Annotated in this window: 17 protein-coding genes; all 17 read left to right on the top strand. The window is 54.0% G+C overall.

Annotated features, from left to right (window positions below):
• The first annotated feature begins 7 nt into the window (after positions 1–7).
• Positions 8–1,876, top strand: a complete 1,869-nt coding sequence (locus tag AB1K62_RS00915) for a cytochrome c3 family protein (RefSeq protein WP_367000501.1) — start codon at positions 8–10, stop codon at positions 1,874–1,876.
• A gap of 27 nt (positions 1,877–1,903) precedes the next feature.
• Positions 1,904–2,752: a phosphodiesterase gene (locus tag AB1K62_RS00920; RefSeq protein ID WP_367000502.1), complete on the top strand. Its 849-nt coding sequence runs from the start codon at positions 1,904–1,906 to the stop codon at positions 2,750–2,752.
• A gap of 148 nt (positions 2,753–2,900) precedes the next feature.
• Positions 2,901–3,902 carry a cysteine synthase A gene (locus AB1K62_RS00925; RefSeq protein WP_367000503.1) on the top strand — a complete coding sequence of 334 codons (1,002 nt, stop codon included), beginning with the start codon at positions 2,901–2,903 and terminating at the stop codon, positions 3,900–3,902.
• A 9-nt stretch (positions 3,903–3,911) separates the two neighbouring features.
• Complete coding sequence (locus AB1K62_RS00930; RefSeq protein ID WP_367000504.1) at positions 3,912–4,283, top strand: hypothetical protein; 372 nt, start codon at positions 3,912–3,914, stop codon at positions 4,281–4,283.
• 90 nt (positions 4,284–4,373) lie between these two features.
• A complete protein-coding gene (locus AB1K62_RS00935) occupies positions 4,374–5,054 on the top strand; it encodes a DUF4350 domain-containing protein (RefSeq protein ID WP_367000505.1) in 681 nt (226 codons plus the stop codon).
• A gap of 317 nt (positions 5,055–5,371) precedes the next feature.
• On the top strand, positions 5,372–5,860 hold the full coding sequence (locus AB1K62_RS00940; protein ID WP_367000506.1) for a division/cell wall cluster transcriptional repressor MraZ: 489 nt from the start codon (positions 5,372–5,374) through the stop codon (positions 5,858–5,860).
• Positions 5,857–6,825, top strand: a complete 969-nt coding sequence (gene rsmH, locus AB1K62_RS00945) for a 16S rRNA (cytosine(1402)-N(4))-methyltransferase RsmH (protein ID WP_367000507.1) — start codon at positions 5,857–5,859, stop codon at positions 6,823–6,825. Before AB1K62_RS00940 ends, rsmH begins: the two co-directional genes overlap by 4 nt.
• Positions 6,822–7,451: a hypothetical protein gene (locus AB1K62_RS00950; RefSeq protein ID WP_367000509.1), complete on the top strand. Its 630-nt coding sequence runs from the start codon at positions 6,822–6,824 to the stop codon at positions 7,449–7,451. Before rsmH ends, AB1K62_RS00950 begins: the two co-directional genes overlap by 4 nt.
• Positions 7,448–9,136 (top strand): penicillin-binding protein 2, encoded by a 1,689-nt coding sequence (locus AB1K62_RS00955; RefSeq protein WP_367000511.1) that lies wholly within the window; start codon positions 7,448–7,450, stop codon positions 9,134–9,136. Before AB1K62_RS00950 ends, AB1K62_RS00955 begins: the two co-directional genes overlap by 4 nt.
• A 3-nt stretch (positions 9,137–9,139) precedes the next feature.
• A complete protein-coding gene (locus tag AB1K62_RS00960; RefSeq protein WP_367000513.1) occupies positions 9,140–10,645 on the top strand; it encodes a UDP-N-acetylmuramoyl-L-alanyl-D-glutamate--2,6-diaminopimelate ligase in 1,506 nt (501 codons plus the stop codon).
• On the top strand, positions 10,642–12,075 hold the full coding sequence (gene murF, locus AB1K62_RS00965; protein WP_367000514.1) for a UDP-N-acetylmuramoyl-tripeptide--D-alanyl-D-alanine ligase: 1,434 nt from the start codon (positions 10,642–10,644) through the stop codon (positions 12,073–12,075). Before AB1K62_RS00960 ends, murF begins: the two co-directional genes overlap by 4 nt.
• Positions 12,075–13,145, top strand: a complete 1,071-nt coding sequence (mraY, locus tag AB1K62_RS00970) for a phospho-N-acetylmuramoyl-pentapeptide-transferase (protein WP_367000516.1) — start codon at positions 12,075–12,077, stop codon at positions 13,143–13,145. The genes murF and mraY overlap by 1 nt, the downstream gene beginning before the upstream one ends.
• Positions 13,142–14,515, top strand: a complete 1,374-nt coding sequence (gene murD / locus AB1K62_RS00975) for a UDP-N-acetylmuramoyl-L-alanine--D-glutamate ligase (RefSeq protein WP_367000517.1) — start codon at positions 13,142–13,144, stop codon at positions 14,513–14,515. The genes mraY and murD overlap by 4 nt, the downstream gene beginning before the upstream one ends.
• Before the next feature lie 50 nt (positions 14,516–14,565).
• A complete protein-coding gene (locus AB1K62_RS00980; RefSeq protein ID WP_367002002.1) occupies positions 14,566–15,765 on the top strand; it encodes a putative peptidoglycan glycosyltransferase FtsW in 1,200 nt (399 codons plus the stop codon).
• On the top strand, positions 15,762–16,946 hold the full coding sequence (gene murG / locus AB1K62_RS00985; protein WP_367000519.1) for an undecaprenyldiphospho-muramoylpentapeptide beta-N-acetylglucosaminyltransferase: 1,185 nt from the start codon (positions 15,762–15,764) through the stop codon (positions 16,944–16,946). Before AB1K62_RS00980 ends, murG begins: the two co-directional genes overlap by 4 nt.
• Entirely contained in the window at positions 16,943–18,349 is a 1,407-nt protein-coding gene (murC, locus tag AB1K62_RS00990) for a UDP-N-acetylmuramate--L-alanine ligase (RefSeq protein WP_367000521.1), read from the top strand. Before murG ends, murC begins: the two co-directional genes overlap by 4 nt.
• Positions 18,346–19,251 carry a UDP-N-acetylmuramate dehydrogenase gene (murB, locus tag AB1K62_RS00995; protein WP_367000523.1) on the top strand — a complete coding sequence of 302 codons (906 nt, stop codon included), beginning with the start codon at positions 18,346–18,348 and terminating at the stop codon, positions 19,249–19,251. Before murC ends, murB begins: the two co-directional genes overlap by 4 nt.
• Positions 19,252–19,282: the final 31 nt, after the last annotated feature.

Genomic DNA, 19,282 nt, shown 5'->3' on the forward strand with positions numbered 1-19,282 from the left:
TAGGTTTATGCGCTTTATAGTCCGTCAAATCGCGGTCACTGCTGATGGGCGAGAGATTATTCGCGCCAATCCCTTTGATGACGCGCAAATCGGCATTGGCCGCAATACGCAAAATGCGGTCCATTTGCCCGACCTGGCTGTCAGTCCCGACCATGCCGTAATCCGGCAACTCGATGGTTCGCAAGTAGAGGTCGAGAGTGTTTCGGGCCAGAAATTTTCCGTCGATGGTCGCGACCGGATGTCTGCGACGATTGATCTGGTCGAGGGAGCAGAGCTGGGTTTTGGCGGCCATATTATTTCGGTCAGTCAAGACGGGGAAGATATAATCCTGACGGTCAAGCGGGTCGAGGCTCTCTCCGATTCCGCTGAAGAGCGCGAAGAGCGCGTGCTCTATACGCTGAAAGGCCTTTTGCCCAGCAAACGGATCAGCGCATGGGGATTTATCGCCCTAGTGCTTGCGGCTTTTCTGGTGTGGCCGATCTATACCTGGGCAACCTATCGCGGCGTAGAGGAACGGCCCGAAGGGTTCCATGCCGACACCATGTGGTCATCAGGCGCGTTGAGCGAGGCGCACCATAGTCTGGAGGGGGATTGTCAGGCCTGTCATGTTGATGCTTTTGTTACTGTTCAGGATAAAACATGCCTGAACTGTCACGAAGACGACGCGCACGACCATGCCGACAAAAACCGGCTGCTGACAGCCATGGGCGAACCAGAAGGTTTCGAGGTGATCGGCGCAGCTTTTTCCTCTGCATTCAACAAACCGCCGGGCCGGTGTGTCGAATGTCACACCGAGCATGAAGGCGCTGGTGCTATGCAGCCTACTGCGCAAAAATTCTGCGCGGATTGCCATGAAGGGATGGACGGACGCTTGACGGACACCAAGCTAGAGAATGCGGCTGATTTCGGGACTTTGCACCCGCAATTTCGTCCAGCGCTACTGGTCCGCCCGGGTGGGAAGAATCCGTTGCGTAAACGCGTTTCGCTGGATGAAAAGCCGACCGAATATAACGGCCTGAAATTCCCGCATGATCTGCACCTGTCGAAAACCGGCGGGGTTGCACAAATGGGGCGCAGAATAGCGGCTGAGTTTAATTTTGGCAGCTCGCTGGATTGTAAGGACTGTCATACGCCTGATTCCAACGGTGTGCGGTTCAAGCCGGTGGATATGAAAGAAAATTGCAGCATGTGTCACAGTCTTGCCTTTGACGAAATCGGCAATACGGTCCGGACTTTGCGGCACGGAGAGCCCGATATGGTTCGCGCGGATTTGCGGGCCTATTATCGCTCGACTGGTCCGGCGCGGCCCATCAACCTTGGCGGGATGAAACGGCGGCGGCCCGGCGAACAGAATGAAGCGCGGGTTGCCAGCGATTATGCGCGCGCGGTCCAGTTCCGGCCAAGCCGGGCCAATCTGGCTATTCAACAGGTGTTTTCTCGCGGAGGTGCCTGTTTCGATTGTCACGGCGTCACACCGCCCACGGCACGCGGACGGGTAGATTTCGGCATAAAACCGGTGACTTTGACAGATCGTTATATGGACAAGGGCTGGTTCACCCATGATGCACACAAACAGGAGGATTGCACCAGTTGCCACGCCGCAGAGACATCTGGTTCAGCGCGCGATTTGTTGCTTCCCGGAATTAAAACCTGCCGCGAATGTCATGGCGGCGAATTTAAGAAAACGGCGGAAGTGCCGTCAACCTGTGCGATGTGTCATGATTATCATGCCAATGACGGAGCGCCCTGGCTGATCAGGGAGCAACGAAAGGATAAGCGAAAGGCACCCGATAAAACTGCAAATAATGATGACGTTCTGAAACCGTCAGACAAATTAAAAGTAAAGATCAGGAAACAGAAAATTGCTAGTCGTTAATAGCGACATAACAGGGGGGAGGCGCCTATGCTTTTGGCGCAAGTAACAGATATTCATCTGGGATTTGATCCTGATAATCCCGCGGAGTTCAACCGCAAGCGTCTGGATCAAGTGCTAAAATTATTATGTGAGATGACGCCGCAGCCCGATGTGCTTCTTGCCACCGGTGATCTGGTCGATCGCGGGGATCAGGACAGTTACCGGCGGCTGGAAAACGCGCTATCGGATTTGCCCTTCCCGGTTTATCTGTGTCTTGGCAATCATGACATGCGGGAACCGTTTCACAAACAATTTCCCGATGTTCCGGTGGCTGATGGTTTCGTTCAATATGAAATTGATGACGGTCCGGTGCGATTGTTAATCCTCGATACGCTGGAAGAGGGCCGTCACGGCGGTGCTTTTTGCGAAGTCCGGGCAAAATGGCTGGCCGAGCGATTGTCAGAAAAACAGGATAAGCCGGTCGTGCTGGTATTCCATCACCCGCCGGTGGAATCAGGCATTGCATGGATGGATACACACCCGCGTGAGCCATGGGTGATCCGGCTTGCCGACACTATTGCTGGTCATGACCAGATAAAGGGCATGGTAACGGGCCATTTGCACCGCAATGTTTCGACCAGTTTTGAAGGGACTAATCTGACTATTTGCGCCTCCACCGCGCCGCAGGTCGCTTTTGATCTGGCTCCGATAGATCCGGAAAATCCCGATGGACGCAATATGATTGTCGCCGATCCCCCGGCGGTTGCGCTGCATTGGTGGAACGGCAAACAGCTTATCAGCCATTTTGAAACAGCAGAAGATCATGTGATGCTTGCCCGCTATGATGAAAATTTACAGCCTTTGGTTCGGGCCTTATTGGCGGAGCGGCCTGATTAGGGGGCTTGAAAAGAAAATAGGGCTAGCGGTGGATATCCAAAAAAACCGAAAAAAAAGGCTTGGCTCATCGCTGCACTAAAGCTGCTCTTTTGGCCCTGCAAATTGTCCCCGCTTGTCGGCGTTGATAAGCCGCACTATGTAAGCTGATATGGTTACACTTAACAATACGCTCGATTTAATCGGCAATACCCCGCTCGTTCGTCTTTCCGGTCCCAGTGAGGAAGCAGGATGCGATATTTATGGTAAGTGCGAATTTACCAATCCCGGCGCCTCTGTAAAGGATCGCGCGGCGCTGTTCATTGTGCAGGATGCCGAAGAACGCGGATTGTTAAAACCGGGCGGCATGATTGTGGAAGGCACAGCCGGCAATACCGGAATCGGAATTGCGCTGGTCGCCAATGCCAAGGGGTATCGGACAATTATTGTTATGCCGGAAACCCAAAGCCGCGAGAAAATGGACACTCTGCGTGCGCTGGGCGCAAAACTGGTTCTGGTTCCCGCAGCACCTTATGCCAATCCCGGGCATTTTGTACATACCAGCCGCCGTCTTGCCGAAGAGACAGAAGGTGCTGTCTGGGCTGACCAGTTTGACAATGTTGCTAACCGGCGAGCGCATATTGAAACCACCGCAGAAGAAATCTGGACACAGTTGGACGGTCAGGTGAACGGCTTTGTCTGTGCAGCGGGGACGGGCGGAACAATTGCCGGTGTCGGCATGGGGCTGAAAGCCAAAAATGAAAATATAGCAATTGCTCTGGCTGATCCGCATGGCGCGGCTTTGTATAATTATTACGCTCATGGCGAATTGAAATCCGAAGGCAGCAGCGTGGCCGAGGGGATCGGACAGGGCCGGATTACCGGTAATCTGGAAGATGCACCGATTGACCGGCAATATCGGATCAGTGATGAAGAAGGCCTGAAATGGGTTGAGCGTTTGCTTCAGGAAGAAGGGCTGTGTCTTGGCCTATCATCCGGGATTAATGTTGCCGGTGCAATTGCTCTGGGTAAGGAACTGGGGCCGGGTAGCAAAATAGCGACAATTCTATGTGACACGGGTTTTCGCTATCTGTCTTCGCTCTACAATGCAGACTGGCTGAAACAAAAAGGATTGCCGGTTTTCCCGTGGTTGGAAAATGACGCGAACAGATAATAGCTATAGATGATCGAAAACCCCAAAAATACCAGCAACCGTCAGGATACAATTCAGCGCGTACAGGTTGGTATTGTTGGTCTGGTGGCGGTATTGCTGCTCGTCAGTATAGCGAATTTTGTCTTGCAGCGCGCCAGTGATGAACAAACTGCAACCGAAGAGATTCAAGCTGATACCACAGGAATGGTGCCGGAAACAGCATCGGAGGTTCCGGTATCAACGCCCAAAGAGCCTTTGGCAGAATTGGGCATCACCCCGACGAGAAAGCCTGAAAGCGAAAGCGGAAAAGCTGCGCCGGATACATCTGGCATAAACGCGCAGGTCGTACCCGATCTTGAGCCTGACCCGAAACTGGAAGCGCCCATGGATCGGGAGCGATAGGCATTGCCCCGGCTTGCCGCTTTGTTGCTAGCCCTGTTGCCGGTTACGGGGATGTTATTGCAATGTAGCCCGGCATCGACAAGCGCCCCTATGGACAGTCCGTCCAGCGTCAAAATCCAGATGATGACCAGCCTCCCGATCATATGGGGGGAAGGGGCGTCGATGGAAAATATTATTTCAGGGAAAGCATCCCCCGCTCCGATATACGCGCATTGGCAAAAACATTATGATATTACAGCAGTGGACAGTTTTGAAGGTCTGGAGAAATCGGACACCGATATAGTCTTGCTGGTTCAGCCACCGGCAATGGACCCGGCAGATTTGGCAGCCATTGATACGTGGGTGCGGGCAGGGGGCAATGCGATAATTCTGACTGACCCGCAACTTATCTGGCCAAGCTCTTTGCCGCTGGGTGACAAACGCAGACCCTTGGCATCCGGCTTATTGTCTCCGATACTGGGCCGCTGGAATCTGGAGTTGCAAATAACGGATGATGCGGCGCGCAATGTCAAACTGGAAACATCCGGCGCAACTGTAACGGCGGTAGGTGTCGGTGCGTTCAAACTGGCACCGCGGCCAGAAAATGGACAAGTCGAGTGCGTGATAAGCGCAGCTAAATCAATGGCGCGGTGCAAGCTGGACGAGGGGCGGGCGACCCTTGTTGCTGATGCGGATTTCCTGAACGATGCCTTGTGGCCTGATCCGGTCGGAAATGCCACGCCGGACGCTGCGCGTTTAATAGATATTTTTATCGCGGAGTTGAGAAAATGATCATGATTCCTGTTTCGCACCTGGTTCAAAGCCGCAGTTTCGCCAGGTTGTTCCGCAATCCGCCTCAAATCCCTTTGCTTTCATCAGATGCTGTTGAAAATAAAATACAATTAAATCAATGGGTTGTTTGCTTTAGTCCATAATATCCCGTATATTCCCGCAAAATCCCCTTCCATCCCCGGCAGACCCCTGTTAACTCTATTCTTTATCGGGGTAAAATTTCCTGTCCGGGATTCTAATGTTTTCGGGAGTAGCTCCTTGCGCGCTTCTTCAATCGGGGAAGATTTGCCTTTCGATACTGTTGGGGAATTGAGGCTGTGTCGGGCAAATATGCTTATTCAGGATCGGGAATATCCACGATAGACGACAAGGGTCGTCTGTCTGTGCCCGCATTTCTGCGTAAGGATCTGGTCGCCAGCAGCGACGGCCGCGTCCTTTGTCTTGGTCAGCACGAAAAATGGGATTGCCTTGTCGGATTTGGGCTTAGCCGCAAAATCGACATGCTGGCGGAGATCGACAAGGAAGAAGAAATCGCCATCGCCCGCTCCGAGCCTTATGACCGCGATGCAGCCGGTGCGCGCAAATTCTCCTCGCTACAGGAATTAAGTTTTGACGCCAGCGGACGTTTTGTCCTGCCGCCCATGTTGCAGGCGATTGGCGGTTTGAAAGACAATGTAATTTTTCACGGCATCGGTAAGACTTTCTGCCTGTGGGCACCAGAGACATTGCTCGACTCAACCGACGATGTTCCGGTTGATAAACGGCTCGTCGAATTTCATCTCAACGAAGTGGGGAAAAAGAAATGACCCCCGAAAAACCGGCATTAAGCATGTCTGCTCCCCATATTCCTGTCCTGTTAAATGAAGTCATTGATGCGCTTGCCATTACCCCGGGTGAAACGCATGTTGACGGAACATTTGGCGCAGGCGGATATAGCATGGCAATGGTTGCCGCTGGTGCTCATGTGCACAGCTTCGATCAAGACCCCGATGCAATTGCCAGCGGCGAAAAACTGGTCAAGGAAGCGGGCGGCAAGCTGACGCTGCATCATGGCTTTTATTCGCAAATGGCGGATGTCCTTAGCGGAGAAGATATAGCCGGTATTACGCTGGATATCGGTGTGTCTTCGATGCAGCTTGATCAGGCAGAGCGGGGGTTCTCGTTTCAGAAGGATGGCCCGCTTGATATGCGGATGTCACAAGATGGCCCCAGCGCGGCTGATTTCCTGAACGAAGCGGAAGAGGAAGAGATTGCGAATGTCATCTATCGCTATGGCGAGGAGCGGCGTTCGCGCAAAATTGCCAAAGCCATTGTAAATGCGCGTCCCTTGACGCGAACATCCGAACTGGCTCAGCTCGTCCGCAAGACAGTGGGGCAAAAGCCCGGTGATAAAAAAGACCCGGCGACCCGCACATTTCAAGCGATCCGTATTCACATTAACCGTGAGCTTGGAGAGCTGGAAGACGGCCTGATAGCAGCCGAACGCCTTTTGAAGCCCGGTGGCCGTCTGGCTGTCGTCACTTTTCACAGTCTGGAAGATCGTATCGTCAAAAATTTCCTGCGTGATCGCAGCGGACAAAAATCCGCCGGTTCGCGCCATTTGCCACAAGTTTCCGAAACACGGCCGGAGCCCACCTTCCATAAACCAGCCAAACTGGTGCGCCCGGCCGGGGCGGAGCAGGACTCTAATCCCCGAGCCCGCTCCGCCACCCTAAGATCAGCGGTGCGTACCGATGCGCCATTCAACGAAGCGATGGGAGATGTGCAATGAAATTGGCAGTTAAACGTCTTGAAAACATTGGATGGCTAGCGCTTGTTTTCCTTGTCGCGATCCTGCTTTACCCACTGTCGCTTAGCGTTGCGACATTGCGAAGTGATCTGGCGAATACCAACCATAAAATCCTGTCGGTTAAAAAAGACATCCGTTATCTGGAAACGGAATTTAGTGCGCGCGCCAATTTGCGGCAGCTCGAACATTGGAACAAGCTGGAATACGGATATGTCGCACCCGTAGCGGACCAGTTTCTTGACGGAGAACGCGCATTGGCCAATCTGGGCGGCAAGGACATGCGTAAACCCGTTAAGGTGGCGGTTATCAGCACGATGGATAAGGTTAAACCGGCCGGTATAATAGGCTCGGTTTTCCCCACTGCGTCGGCAAAAGAACGGGAAGCTACACCGGTTCAACTGGCAAGTGCGGATGATGCCAGTGATGGGCGCAGCGATGACAAGCCGGTGAATGACGAGAAAAATACAAGCCAGCCCAGCGCAGCGCAATTGCGTGAAACAAAAACCGCGCGGGTGGCCAATATGGAAAGCAAACTGCTTGATGACGGGTTGGTCCGACAGCTTGCCTCGCGAGCGGTGAGCGAGCGCATGGGAAGCTTTGCCCAATGACCACCCTTCTGGCAAACAGCAGAAGGGTGCAGTTTTCCGGTAAACAAAAGGAAATAGCAGCTAGCGCCCATTTTCGATTGATGGTTTTGCTGTTGGTATTTCTGGCAATATTCACCATCATAATCGGACGGTTGATCAGTTTCGGCATTTTGGAAGATGCACCGCCGACGCGGGGCGTCAGCTCGATATTTGTGCCTGCACGCGGTGATATTGTGGATCGTAACGGCGTGCCATTGGCCCGCACGATGCAAGCCTATGCCATTCGCGTTGTACCGGAACGCGTGCTGGGCGATAAAAATACGCTTGCTAACCAGCTAGCGGAGATATTTCCGGACACAACAGCCGCTGCGTTTCTTGCCAAATTAGAGGGATCGCGCCCGACTTATCTCAGGCGCCGTGCGCTGCCCCATGAAGTCAAGCAGGTTCATGCGCTGGGCGAAATTGGAATCGAATTTCCCAGAGAGGACGAGCGCCTTTATCCCCAACGGGATCTGGCAGCGCATGTGCTGGGCTATGTTAATGCTGATGGCGATGGTGTGATGGGCATGGAACGCGCTCTGAACGACCGTTTAAAGGATGAGAGCAAGCGCGGTTCGCCAGTCGCATTGTCGATTGACAGCCGCGTTCAGGCCGCGCTGGAAAGCGAATTGATGGTGGCGATGACCTCTCTTGAAGCGCGCGGGGCGGCGGGGATAATATTGGATGTCCACTCCGGTGAAGTAATGGCGCTGGCCTCTTTGCCGGTTTTTGATCCCAACAAGATACGCAAAGAGACAATATCCAACCAGACGAACGAAGTCACACAAAGCGTGTTTGAATTGGGGTCGACCTTTAAGCCGTTGACCATTGCGGCGGCGCTGGATGCGGGAACAGTAACCGATCTTGCTGTGCGTTATAACGCAAGCGAACCGATCCGGGTTGGCCGCTATTCTATTAAAGACGACCATAGCCAGGGTCGTTACCTGAATGTTCCCGAAGCGCTGGTACATAGTTCCAATATCGTGACGGCGCGGATTGCCGATAATCTGGGTCGGGAAGGTATGGAAAATATGATCCGGCGGTTGGGCTTTGATGAGCGGCCACATATTGAACTGGCCGAGCGGGGTAAGCCGCTCTGGCCGCAAAGCTGGGGCCGTGTAACCAATATGACGATAGCTTATGGCCATGGTATTGCGGTCACACCATTACATCTGGCGAGCGCTTATGCTGCCTTGGTCAATGGCGGTATTTGGCGTCCGGCAACGCTGGCGAAGGTCAAGCCGGGCGAAGAAGCAAAAGGGCGGCGCGTTTTCAAAGCCGCAACCAGCGCACGGATGCGCCAGTTGCTGAGAATGATCGTGACCGATGGCACAGGCCGGAAAGCCGATGCACCGGGATTCCGGATTGGCGGAAAGACGGGTTCTGCGGAAAAACCGTCCAATGGCGGATATAATAAGACTTCTCTGGTTTCCACATTCGCGGCTGCTTTTCCAATGGATAATCCGCGCTATGTAATCATTGCCATGCTGGACGAGCCAAAGGGCAATGCGGAAAGCGCATATCAGCGGACCGCCGGCTGGACCGCCGCGCCGATTGTACGCAAAGTGGTGCCAAGAGTGGGGCCAATGCTGGGCGTTGTTCCGGACGAACACCGCGATGTCGATGTATCGGAATTGACACCTTTGCTCTGGAAGCCGAAGGAGTAGAGGATGCAGCTAAACGCTCTAATCGCCGGATTATATGACCTGACCTTGGGAAACGAGCAGGGTGATAGCCTTGTCACCGGCTTTGCCATTGACCACCGCAAAATTGCACCGGGGAATATTTTTGGTGCTTTCCGCGGGGCCAAGTTCAATGGAGAGGATTTTATCGAGGCAGCCATTGCGGCAGGAGCCATTGCGATTGTCGCAGCGCCAGAGGCCGAGGTTAACGGCGCTGTCCATATTGCCGATGACGAACCCCGGCGTCTATTTGCCCAATTGGCAGCACGTTATTTTACCCCGGTGCCGCAAATGGTTGCGGCTGTTACCGGCACCAATGGCAAAACATCGACAGCGGAACTGACCCGTCAGCTTTGGCGTATGGCTGGACTGAACAGCGCGTCGATCGGGACATTGGGCGTCACCACTGCGGATGATCAGGTAAACACCGGCCTGACTACGCCAGATATTGTGACATTTCTGTCCAACATGTCAGGGCTGGCACGCGAAGGGGTGAGCCACGCGATATTCGAAGCATCAAGCCATGGTCTGTCCCAATATCGGACGGAAGGGCTGCCTGTGCAAATCGGTGTGTTCACCAATCTCAGCCGTGACCATTTGGATTATCACGGTGATATCGACAGCTATTTCAATGCCAAAATGCGGCTGTTTGACGAAGTGGTTGATGATGCGGGAACGGCGGTAATCTGGGCCGATGATAGATGGTCCGAAACTGTGAAAAAGCGCGTGATGGATCGCGGGCTGAATATATTTACAGTCGGTGAGAATGGGACATCGCTCCATCTGTTGTCGCGGACCCCGACGCAATTGGGTCAGGTGTTGATGGTGGAAGCGCAGGGCAATACCCACCGGATAGCCCTGCCGCTTATCGGTGCTTATCAAGCGGCCAATGTGCTGTGTGCTGCGGGCGTGGTTTTGGCAAGCGGCGGCGCATTGAGCGATGTTCTCGACCATTTGCCGCGTGTCCAGCCAGTGCGCGGGCGGCTGGAGCGCGCTGTTATCACCAAGATCGGTGCGCCGGTTTATGTGGACTATGCCCATACGCCCGACGGTTTGCGCGCGGCGATTGATGCGTTGCGCCCGCATGTTGGCGGACAAAATGGCGGCGGCAAGCTGATCACGGTTTTTGGCGCTGGCGGAGATAGGGATAAGGGCAAGCGCCCCGAAATGGGTAAAGTCGCGGCGCAATTGTCTGACATTGCTATCGTTACCGATGATAATCCGCGTGGCGAAGACCCTGCTACTATTCGCGCAGAGATTATGGCAGGAGCAACCGGCATGAAAGATGGGGGTGAGCGCCGCGCTGCAATTGCCCATGCGATAAGCCTTGCCGGAGCGGATGATATTATCCTTCTTGCCGGCAAAGGCCATGAACAAGGGCAGATTATCGGTGATCGCGTGATCCCGTTTGATGATGTCGAGGTTGCCCGCGAATGTGCCCGCGAATATGGCCACGAGGCAAGTGGAGCTTCAAAACCGGAGAGTGCGGCATGACGATTTTATGGACATCCTCAGCCATCGCCAAAGCCTTGCACGGACAGGAAAGCGAAGATTTCTCGGTTAGCGGCGTTGCATTCGACAGCCGTGAAATTGGCCCCGGTGATTTGTTTTTTGCGCTGAAAGGCGAAAAAAGCGACGGACATGCCTATGTCAAAGATATATATGCTGCGGGCGCTGCCGGTGCGATAGTCAGCCAGCCGGTGGACGGGCCGCATATATTGGTAGCGGATACAACCAGAGCGTTGAATGATCTTGCTATCGCATCGCGTGCACGCAGCGGTGCAAAAATTATCGGTGTCACCGGATCAGTGGGAAAAACCGGAACCAAAGAAGCCCTTTTTGCAGCCTTGAACCGGGTGTCCAAGGGTAAAGCCCATCGGTCGGTGAAAAGCTATAATAACCATGTAGGCGTTCCATTGAGCCTGTCGCGTATGCCGGCCCAATGCCAATATGGAATCTTTGAAATGGGCATGAACCATAGCGGTGAGCTGGCACAGCTTACGCGGCTGGTTCGTCCTGATGTGGCCATTATCACCGCAATTGCGCCTGCCCATATCGGTTATTTTTCCGATGTTGAGGCGATTGCCGATGCCAAGGCAGAGATTTTTCAGGGGTTGACCGATGATGGTATCGCGCTCATCCCGTATGATATTCCCCAATATGACCAACTTCGCACCATTGCTTTGCGTTATACCAAAAATGTCGTCAGCTTCGGCTTTGGTGAACAAGCCGATGTCCGCGCCATAGATGTTGTTCCGGCTCCGGGCGGCGGGTCGCTGGTCACAGCCAAGATCGGCGGCATATTAGGCGATCATAGCCTGTGTTTCACAGTCGCTGAACCCGGCAAGCACTGGGTATCCAACGCTCTGGCGATATTGGGCGCGGTGCGCGCGGTCGACGGTGATCTGGCAGCGGCCGGTTTGGCCTTGGCAGAGTTGAAAGGGCTTGACGGGCGCGGCAGACGGCACCGGATTGCGTTGAAAGACGGCAACAAAGCCTTGCTGATTGACGAAAGCTATAACGCCAATCCGCTATCAATGCGGGCCACATTGGCGCAACTGGGTGCCGAGCAATGTAACGGCCGGAAAATCGCCGTGCTGGGCGCTATGGGGGAACTGGGCGACAAGTCCGAAACCTATCACCGGGCGCTGGCCGATGACATAATTGCGTCCGGAGCGCAGGTCATAATATTGGTTGGCGATGAAATGGCCTATACATCGGCCAGACTGGGCGAAATAGTTTCGGAAAAACTTGATCACAACCCGGAAATAACACATGTCGCTGGCTCCTCGGATGCGGCCATCAAAACTATATTGGCGGGCGTCGCAGGAGCAATTGGCGGCGATGACATCCTGCTTGTAAAAGGGTCTAATTATCTGGGGCTTGCCAAGGTCGTATCGGCGTTGGTGAGTGAGGAGTATTAATGTTTTACCTATTGGCACAATGGCTTGAATTCGAAGGTGTTTTCAATGTCTTTCGTTATTTGAGTTTCCGTTCGGGCGCGACAATCGCTACCGCTTTGTTTATCGGTATGCTGATCGGACCGCGGTTCATCAACATGCTGCGCCTGCGTCAGGGCAAGGGACAGCCGATCCGTGAAGACGGGCCGATCACTCATCTTAAAAAAGCGGGAACGCCGACTATGGGCGGCCTGATGATACTGATTTCGCTGGTGATTTCTGTCCTGCTATGGATGGATTTGTCGAACATTTTTGTCTGGACCTGTATTTTTGTCACTCTGGGCTTCGGAGCGATCGGCTTTATGGATGACTATGACAAGGTCAGCAAATCCAGCCACAAGGGGATTCCGGGCCGGGTCCGGTTATTGATAGAATTTGTGATCGCGGGCTTTGCGACGTGGATTATCATTCAACAGGTCGGCACCAGCCTGTACCTTCCGTTTTTTAACGAGGTTCAGATCAATCTTGGAATCTTCTATTTCCCCTTTGCGATGTTTGTCATTGTCGGTTCGGGCAATGCAGTCAATCTGACCGATGGTCTGGATGGTCTGGCGACCATGCCGGTGGCCATTGCCAGTGCGACTTTCCTGATCCTTGTTTATCTGTCCGGTAACGCAGTATTTTCGGAATATCTGGGCATTCCCTTTGTGCCGGGCGCGGGGGAGCTTGCCATTTTCTGTGCCGCTATTATCGGCGCTTGTCTGGCGTTTCTGTGGTTTAACGCTCCGCCTGCTGCTGTATTCATGGGCGATACGGGCAGCCTTGCTCTGGGCGGGGCATTGGGCGCGATTGCGGTTTCGATCCACCATGAAATCGTGCTGGCGGTTGTCGGCGGACTATTTGTGCTGGAAGCGGTATCCGTCATTGTGCAGGTATTCTTTTTCAAACGCACCGGAAAACGGGTGTTCCGCATGGCCCCGATCCATCACCATTTTGAACAGCTTGGCTGGTCGGAATCCACTGTAGTCATCCGTTTCTGGATCATCAGTCTGGTTCTGGCTCTGGCCGGCCTTGCGACGCTTAAGCTAAGGTGATCCGCTCGTCCGCCTTTGCCAATAAAAGCTATGCCATTTTGGGTCTGGCTCGATCCGGCATGGCGACATTGGACGCTTTGCATGCCAGTGGTGCGCGTGTGCTGGCATGGGACGCGCGCATGGATTTGCGTGAAGTGGCGAAAGACAAGGCAATTATTGCTGATCCGATGGAAACGGACCTGAGCGATTATGACGCCGTCATCGTATCGCCGGGCGTGCCGCTCAATAGCCATCCGATCCGTGATAAGGCCGCTGATGACGGTGTGCCGATTATCGGAGATATTGAGCTATTCGCTCAGGCTCGGCGGTCACTGCCGCCCCACCGCGTTGTCGGAATTACCGGGACAAACGGAAAATCCACCACCACCGCGTTGCTCCACCATATCATACGCAGCGCAGCGATACCGGCCCAGATGGGCGGAAATATCGGTTTGCCGATCCTGTCACAGCATCCGCTTGCAGCCGGCGGTGTTTATGTTCTGGAGCTGTCCAGCTATCAGATTGACCTGACACAGAGCCTTGATTGCGATGTTGCGATATTGCTGAATATCAGCCCGGATCATCTTGATCGCTACAATAGTTTTGATGCCTATGCCGCTTCGAAAGTGCGCCTTTTTGATATGATGAGGTCAGATCATACCGCTATTTTCGGAAGTGATGATGAAAAAACCCGGCTGGCATTACAGCTCATCCGCGCAGAAGGCCGGGTGGACAATATAATAGATACCAGCACGGCGATGCTGGCGGGACAACAGGACTGGCCATCGCTTCCCGGGCCGCATAATATGCAGAACGTGATTGCCGCGGTCGCTGCGGCTGAGGCACTTGGTATTCAGGAACATCAATGGCGGCCCGCGCTGGAAAGTTTCAAAGGATTGTCGCACCGGATGGAGCGGATGGCTGAGGCAGGCGGTATCTTGTTCGTAAATGACAGCAAGGCAACCAACCCTGCTTCTGCCGGTCCCGCGCTTGGCGCCTATTCCAGAATCCACTGGATTGTCGGTGGCGTGCCCAAAAGCGATAATCTGAAAGAATGTGAACCCTTTTACGGCAATGTGGTTCATGCCTATACTATTGGCGATGCCGGCGCGATGTTCGGTGACTTGCTATCGCCGTATATGCCGGTCGATTCATGTGAAATGATGCTGACGGCGGTACAACATGCTGCGGCCAATGCAAGGCCAGGCGAAGTGGTTTTGCTGTCGCCAGCTTGCGCCTCTTTTGACCAGTTCAAGGATTTTGAAGCACGCGGTGAATGTTTCCGCTCTGCAGTGAACAGTGTGATCGAGAACGGGCAGATAAAGGGACAAACACAAAGCGGCACGATAGCAGGAGGCAATAATGATCAGACGGGAGGCCGAATGGAATGACTGATGGAATGACATCAAGATCCGCACGGCCAACCAGTGCTTTGCCTGAGATGGCGCCTAGCCTGAAGAAAAAGCGGTTCCAGTTTGAAACGCGACTGGGACGCAGCGACCGGTCACCGCTTGCCATTTGGTTTTGGGAGCTGGACCGGGTATTGCTGGCGCTGATTTTGACCCTGATCGCAATTGGCCTTATCGCGGTCGCTGCGGCGTCTCCGGTGACGGCATTGCGGCACAGCACGGGGTCGGTTTCGCTTGACCCACTTTATTATTTCTATCGCCAGCTTGGGTGGGTCATCATCGGTATCCCGGTCATGCTGGTGGTGTCGATGCTGCCCAAAGAACAAGCGCGGCGATTTGCCATAATTGCCGCCGTTGTCACCTTTGCGTTGCTGTTTCTGGTGCCGATATTTGGCAAGACTGTGAACGGTGCCCAACGCTGGATTGGTTATGGCTTTGCGACAATTCAACCGGGCGAGTTCCTGAAACCCTTTTTTGCGGTGACGCTGGCATGGCTTTTGTCGCTGCGCGTGAAGGATTCGTCCTTGCCGGTTATATCACTGTCTTTCGTGATGACAGGCGTGGTGGCCCTATTATTGATGTTGCAGCCGAATTTGGGGCAAACCATTATGTTTTGCGGTGTCTGGCTGGTTCTCATGATGATTTCCGGCCTGTCTTTGCGGTTGATCGCGGGGTTGGGAATTACAGGCATTGTCGGTTTGGTTGCCGCCTATTTCTTTTATCCGGTTGCGACGCAGCGGATTAACGCATGGTTGTTCGGTGGCGATGAATTTGATCAGGTGATGCTCGCGCATAATGCGTTGACCAGCGGGGGTATGCTCGGCACCGGGCCGGGGCTGGGAACTGCAAAGTTCAAGGTTCCCGAAGCCCATACCGATTATATATTCTCAGTCATTGGTGAGGAATTCGGGCTGCTGGCCTGTGTCGCCATTGCTCTTGTTTATCTGGCGATCATCGTCCGGGTTTTCTTGCGATTGCTGGATGAGGAAAATAATTTTATCATTCTTGCCTCCGGTGGATTGACGGCGCTATTCGGGGGACAGGCGCTAATCAACATGGCGGTAAATCTTCAGCTTTTCCCGTCCAAAGGCATGACTTTGCCATTCATCAGCTATGGTGGATCATCAATTCTGGCATTATCGCTTGGCGTTGGTCTGTTGCTGGCATTTACGCGCAGAAACCCCTATTTGGATCACTCACTTTATGTCACAAACGGGATGGTGACCAGATGAGCTTTACGAAACATTATGTTCTGGCGGCTGGCGGCACTGGCGGCCACATGATTCCAGCCTATGCACTGGCCAAGGAGTTGGTCCAGCGCGGTCACCATGTTGCTTTGATTACCGATGAGCGCGGAGAGAAAATACCCGGCATGGTCGATGATGGTCAGGTCCATGTGCTGCCCGCTGGACGGATCACAAAAGATCCGCGGGGATGGATAGCGGGTATTCGTGCGATTCTGAAAGGCCGCAAAATGGCCATGCAGCTATATGATACGTTTCAGCCCTCTGCGGTTGTCGGTTTTGGTGGCTATCCTGCGTTCCCCGCTTTGCTGGCCGCACATCGACAGAAGATTCCGACGATCATCCATGAACAAAATGCTGTGCTAGGCCGGGTCAACCGGATGACAGCGCGTTCGGTCAATGCGATTGCGACATCCTATCCCGATATAATAAAATTAAAGCCCAAATATCTTGAAAAGGTCCATCTGGTTGGCAATCCGGTGCGCGAAGATGTGATTGCCCTGCGCGAAGAGCCTTATCCGCCGCTGACCGAAGATGGCATTTTTCGTGTGCTTGTTACCGGCGGGAGTCAGGGGGCAACAATATTATCGCAGATTGTTCCGGACGGGCTGGCGTTATTGCCCATGCATCTGCGTCGGCGGCTTCAGGTGACACAGCAATGCCGCGAGCAGGATATTGAGCTGGTTCGCGCAAAATATGCCGAACATGATATACCCGCCGAACTGGCTACCTATTTGCCGGACTTGCCCGAACGGCTAGGCTGGGCGCATCTGGTTATCGGGCGGGCAGGGGCTTCGACCATTGCCGAATTAACTACAGCAGGCCGTCCCGCCATATTGATCCCGCTGCCCATAGCAACCGACGATCACCAGACACAAAATGTGCGCGAGATGGTTGCTGCTGGCGGCGCGCGCGCAATAGCGCAGCCACAATTTACTGCTAAAGAGCTGGCTAAGCAGATGCAAAAAATGGCACTTGGTCCCGATGCCCTTGAAAATGCTGCGAGGCGAGCGCGGTCCTGTGGCCGCCCCGATGCCGCGAGCGATCTGGCCGATTTGGTAGAAAGTATCGGCGCGTCCCCCTTGTCCAAAACATTAAAAGTTGAATCGGAGCAACTGCAAATGACACCAAACCAGCGCCCGGCTCTGGCGAAAGAAAGCACGCAATGAAAGGTGTAGGCACTGATATTGGCATAATCCATTTTGTCGGTATCGGCGGTATCGGCATGTCCGGCATTGCCGAAGTGATGCACAATCTTGGCTATCAGGTGCAAGGATCGGACATTGCTGACAGCTATATTATTCAGGGTCTGCGCGACAAAGGTATAAAGGTGATGATCGGGCAGAACGGCGAAAATGTCGTTGGCACCGCTGTTGTGGTTGTCTCCACCGCCGTAAAGCGCGGCAATCCAGAAGTTGAAAAAGCATTGGAAGACCGCATCCCGCTGGTCCGGCGCGCAGAAATGCTTGCCGAGCTGATGCGGCTCAAGCGGACAATCGCCATTGCCGGAACGCATGGCAAGACGACCACAACATCAATGGTTGCAGCGATGCTGGATGCCGGAGGGGTTGACCCGACCGTGATAAATGGCGGGATCATCAACAGTTATGGCTCCAACGCCCGGCTGGGTGACAGCGAATGGATGGTAGTCGAGGCGGACGAGAGTGATGGCAGCTTCCTGCGCCTTGATGGGACAATCGTGGTCGTCACCAATATCGATCCGGAACATCTTGACCATTATGGCAGCTTTGACAGGATCAAGGACTGTTTTGTCGAATTTATCGAAAATGTCCCCTTTTACGGGGCGGCAATTCTTTGTCTCGATCATCCCGAAGTGCAGGCGATTTTGCCGCGTATCCGGGATAGACGGCTAATCACTTATGGTTTTTCCGCTCAAGCCGATGTGAAGGGCGTTAATGTTACACCCATTCCCGGCGGCAATCGTTTTGATGTGGTGATCCGTGACCGCGACGGCGAGACGCGCACGATAGAGGGGATCGAATTGCCCATGCCCGGGCGGCATAACGTGGAAAACGCTATAGCGGCAGTCGCGGTCGGTCTGGAAATGGGGATGACCGATCAACAGATTGCCGGCGGATTTGACCAGTTTGGCGGCGTCAAACGGCGCTTTACCAAAGTTGGCGAAGTCGATGGCGCGGTAATTATTGATGATTATGGCCATCATCCGGTGGAAATCCGTGCGGTTCTCTCCGCTGCTCGTGAAGGGGCCGAAGGGCGCGTCATTGCGGTGGTGCAGCCGCACCGTTTCACTCGTTTGCGAGATCATATGGAGGATTTTCAGCAAGCCTTTAATGATGCCGATATGGTTTATGTCACGCCGGTCTTTGTCGCAGGCGAAGAACCGATTGAGGGCGTGGATAGCGAAGCGCTTGCTGCGGGTCTGAGAAACCGTGGCCATCGGGTTGCCGAAACAGTGACTGACGAGGCAGATTTGACATCGCGGCTAGCGCAAGTGGTGCAGGACAAGGATATGATCGTTTGTCTGGGCGCGGGCGATATTACAAAATGGGCTGCCGGACTGGCAAATGGTATAAAGGCTGCACGGTCATGAGTTTGAATCCTGAAACCACAGAAACTCGCGGAAAATTAACTGGCTCTGCCCCGCTGGCTCCGTTGGTCTGGTTCAAAAGCGGTGGATCTGCGGAATGGTTGTTTGAACCAGCGGACGTCAGCGATCTGCAAAATTTCCTCCGTAACCTGTCTGCTGATGTTGATGTCTGGCCACTTGGTTTAGGTTCCAACCTTATCGTCCGTGATGGTGGAAAACGCGGTGTGACGGTGCGGCTGGGTAAGGCTTTTGCCAATATATCGCTGCATAGCGATGATCCGGAAATGATTGTCTGCGGTGCGGGGGCGCCGGGCATAGCGGCGGCCAGTTTTGCGCGCGATAATGCGCTTGCCGGAACAGAATTTCTGCGCGGCATACCCGGCACGGTCGGGGGCGCAGTCCGCATGAACGCCGGCGCTTATGGCCGCGAGATGTGCGACATATTGGTCAGCGCGGATGTCGTGATGCGCGACGGTAGCCTGGAGAGTTTTTCCCTTGACGATATGGAGTATAGCTACCGTCATTCGGCCCTGCCCGAAGATGCCATAGTCGTGGATGCAACCTTGCGTGCTACGCCGGGCGAGAAGGAAGCCATTACCGCCGAGATGAAGCGCATCGCCGATGAGCGGGAAGCCTCACAGCCTCTTCGCACCAAAACCGGCGGCTCGACCTTCAAAAACCCCGACGGACATAAAGCATGGCAACTGGTTGACGAAGCGGGGTGCCGCGGATTGAAAATCGGGCAGGCACAGGTTTCGGAGAAACATTGCAACTTCCTGATCAATCTGGGCGGTGCGGCCTCGGCAGATATTGAAAATCTGGGCGATGAAGTGCGTCGCCGGGTCAAGGAACATAGCGGCATTGATCTGCAATGGGAGATACAGCGAGTGGGAGAAAAGCCGTGAATGTTTTTTCCGTTACCACTGAGCTTGTCGA

The organism is Parasphingorhabdus sp. JC815, from assembly GCF_040717415.1.
GTDB lineage: Bacteria > Pseudomonadota > Alphaproteobacteria > Sphingomonadales > Sphingomonadaceae > Parasphingorhabdus.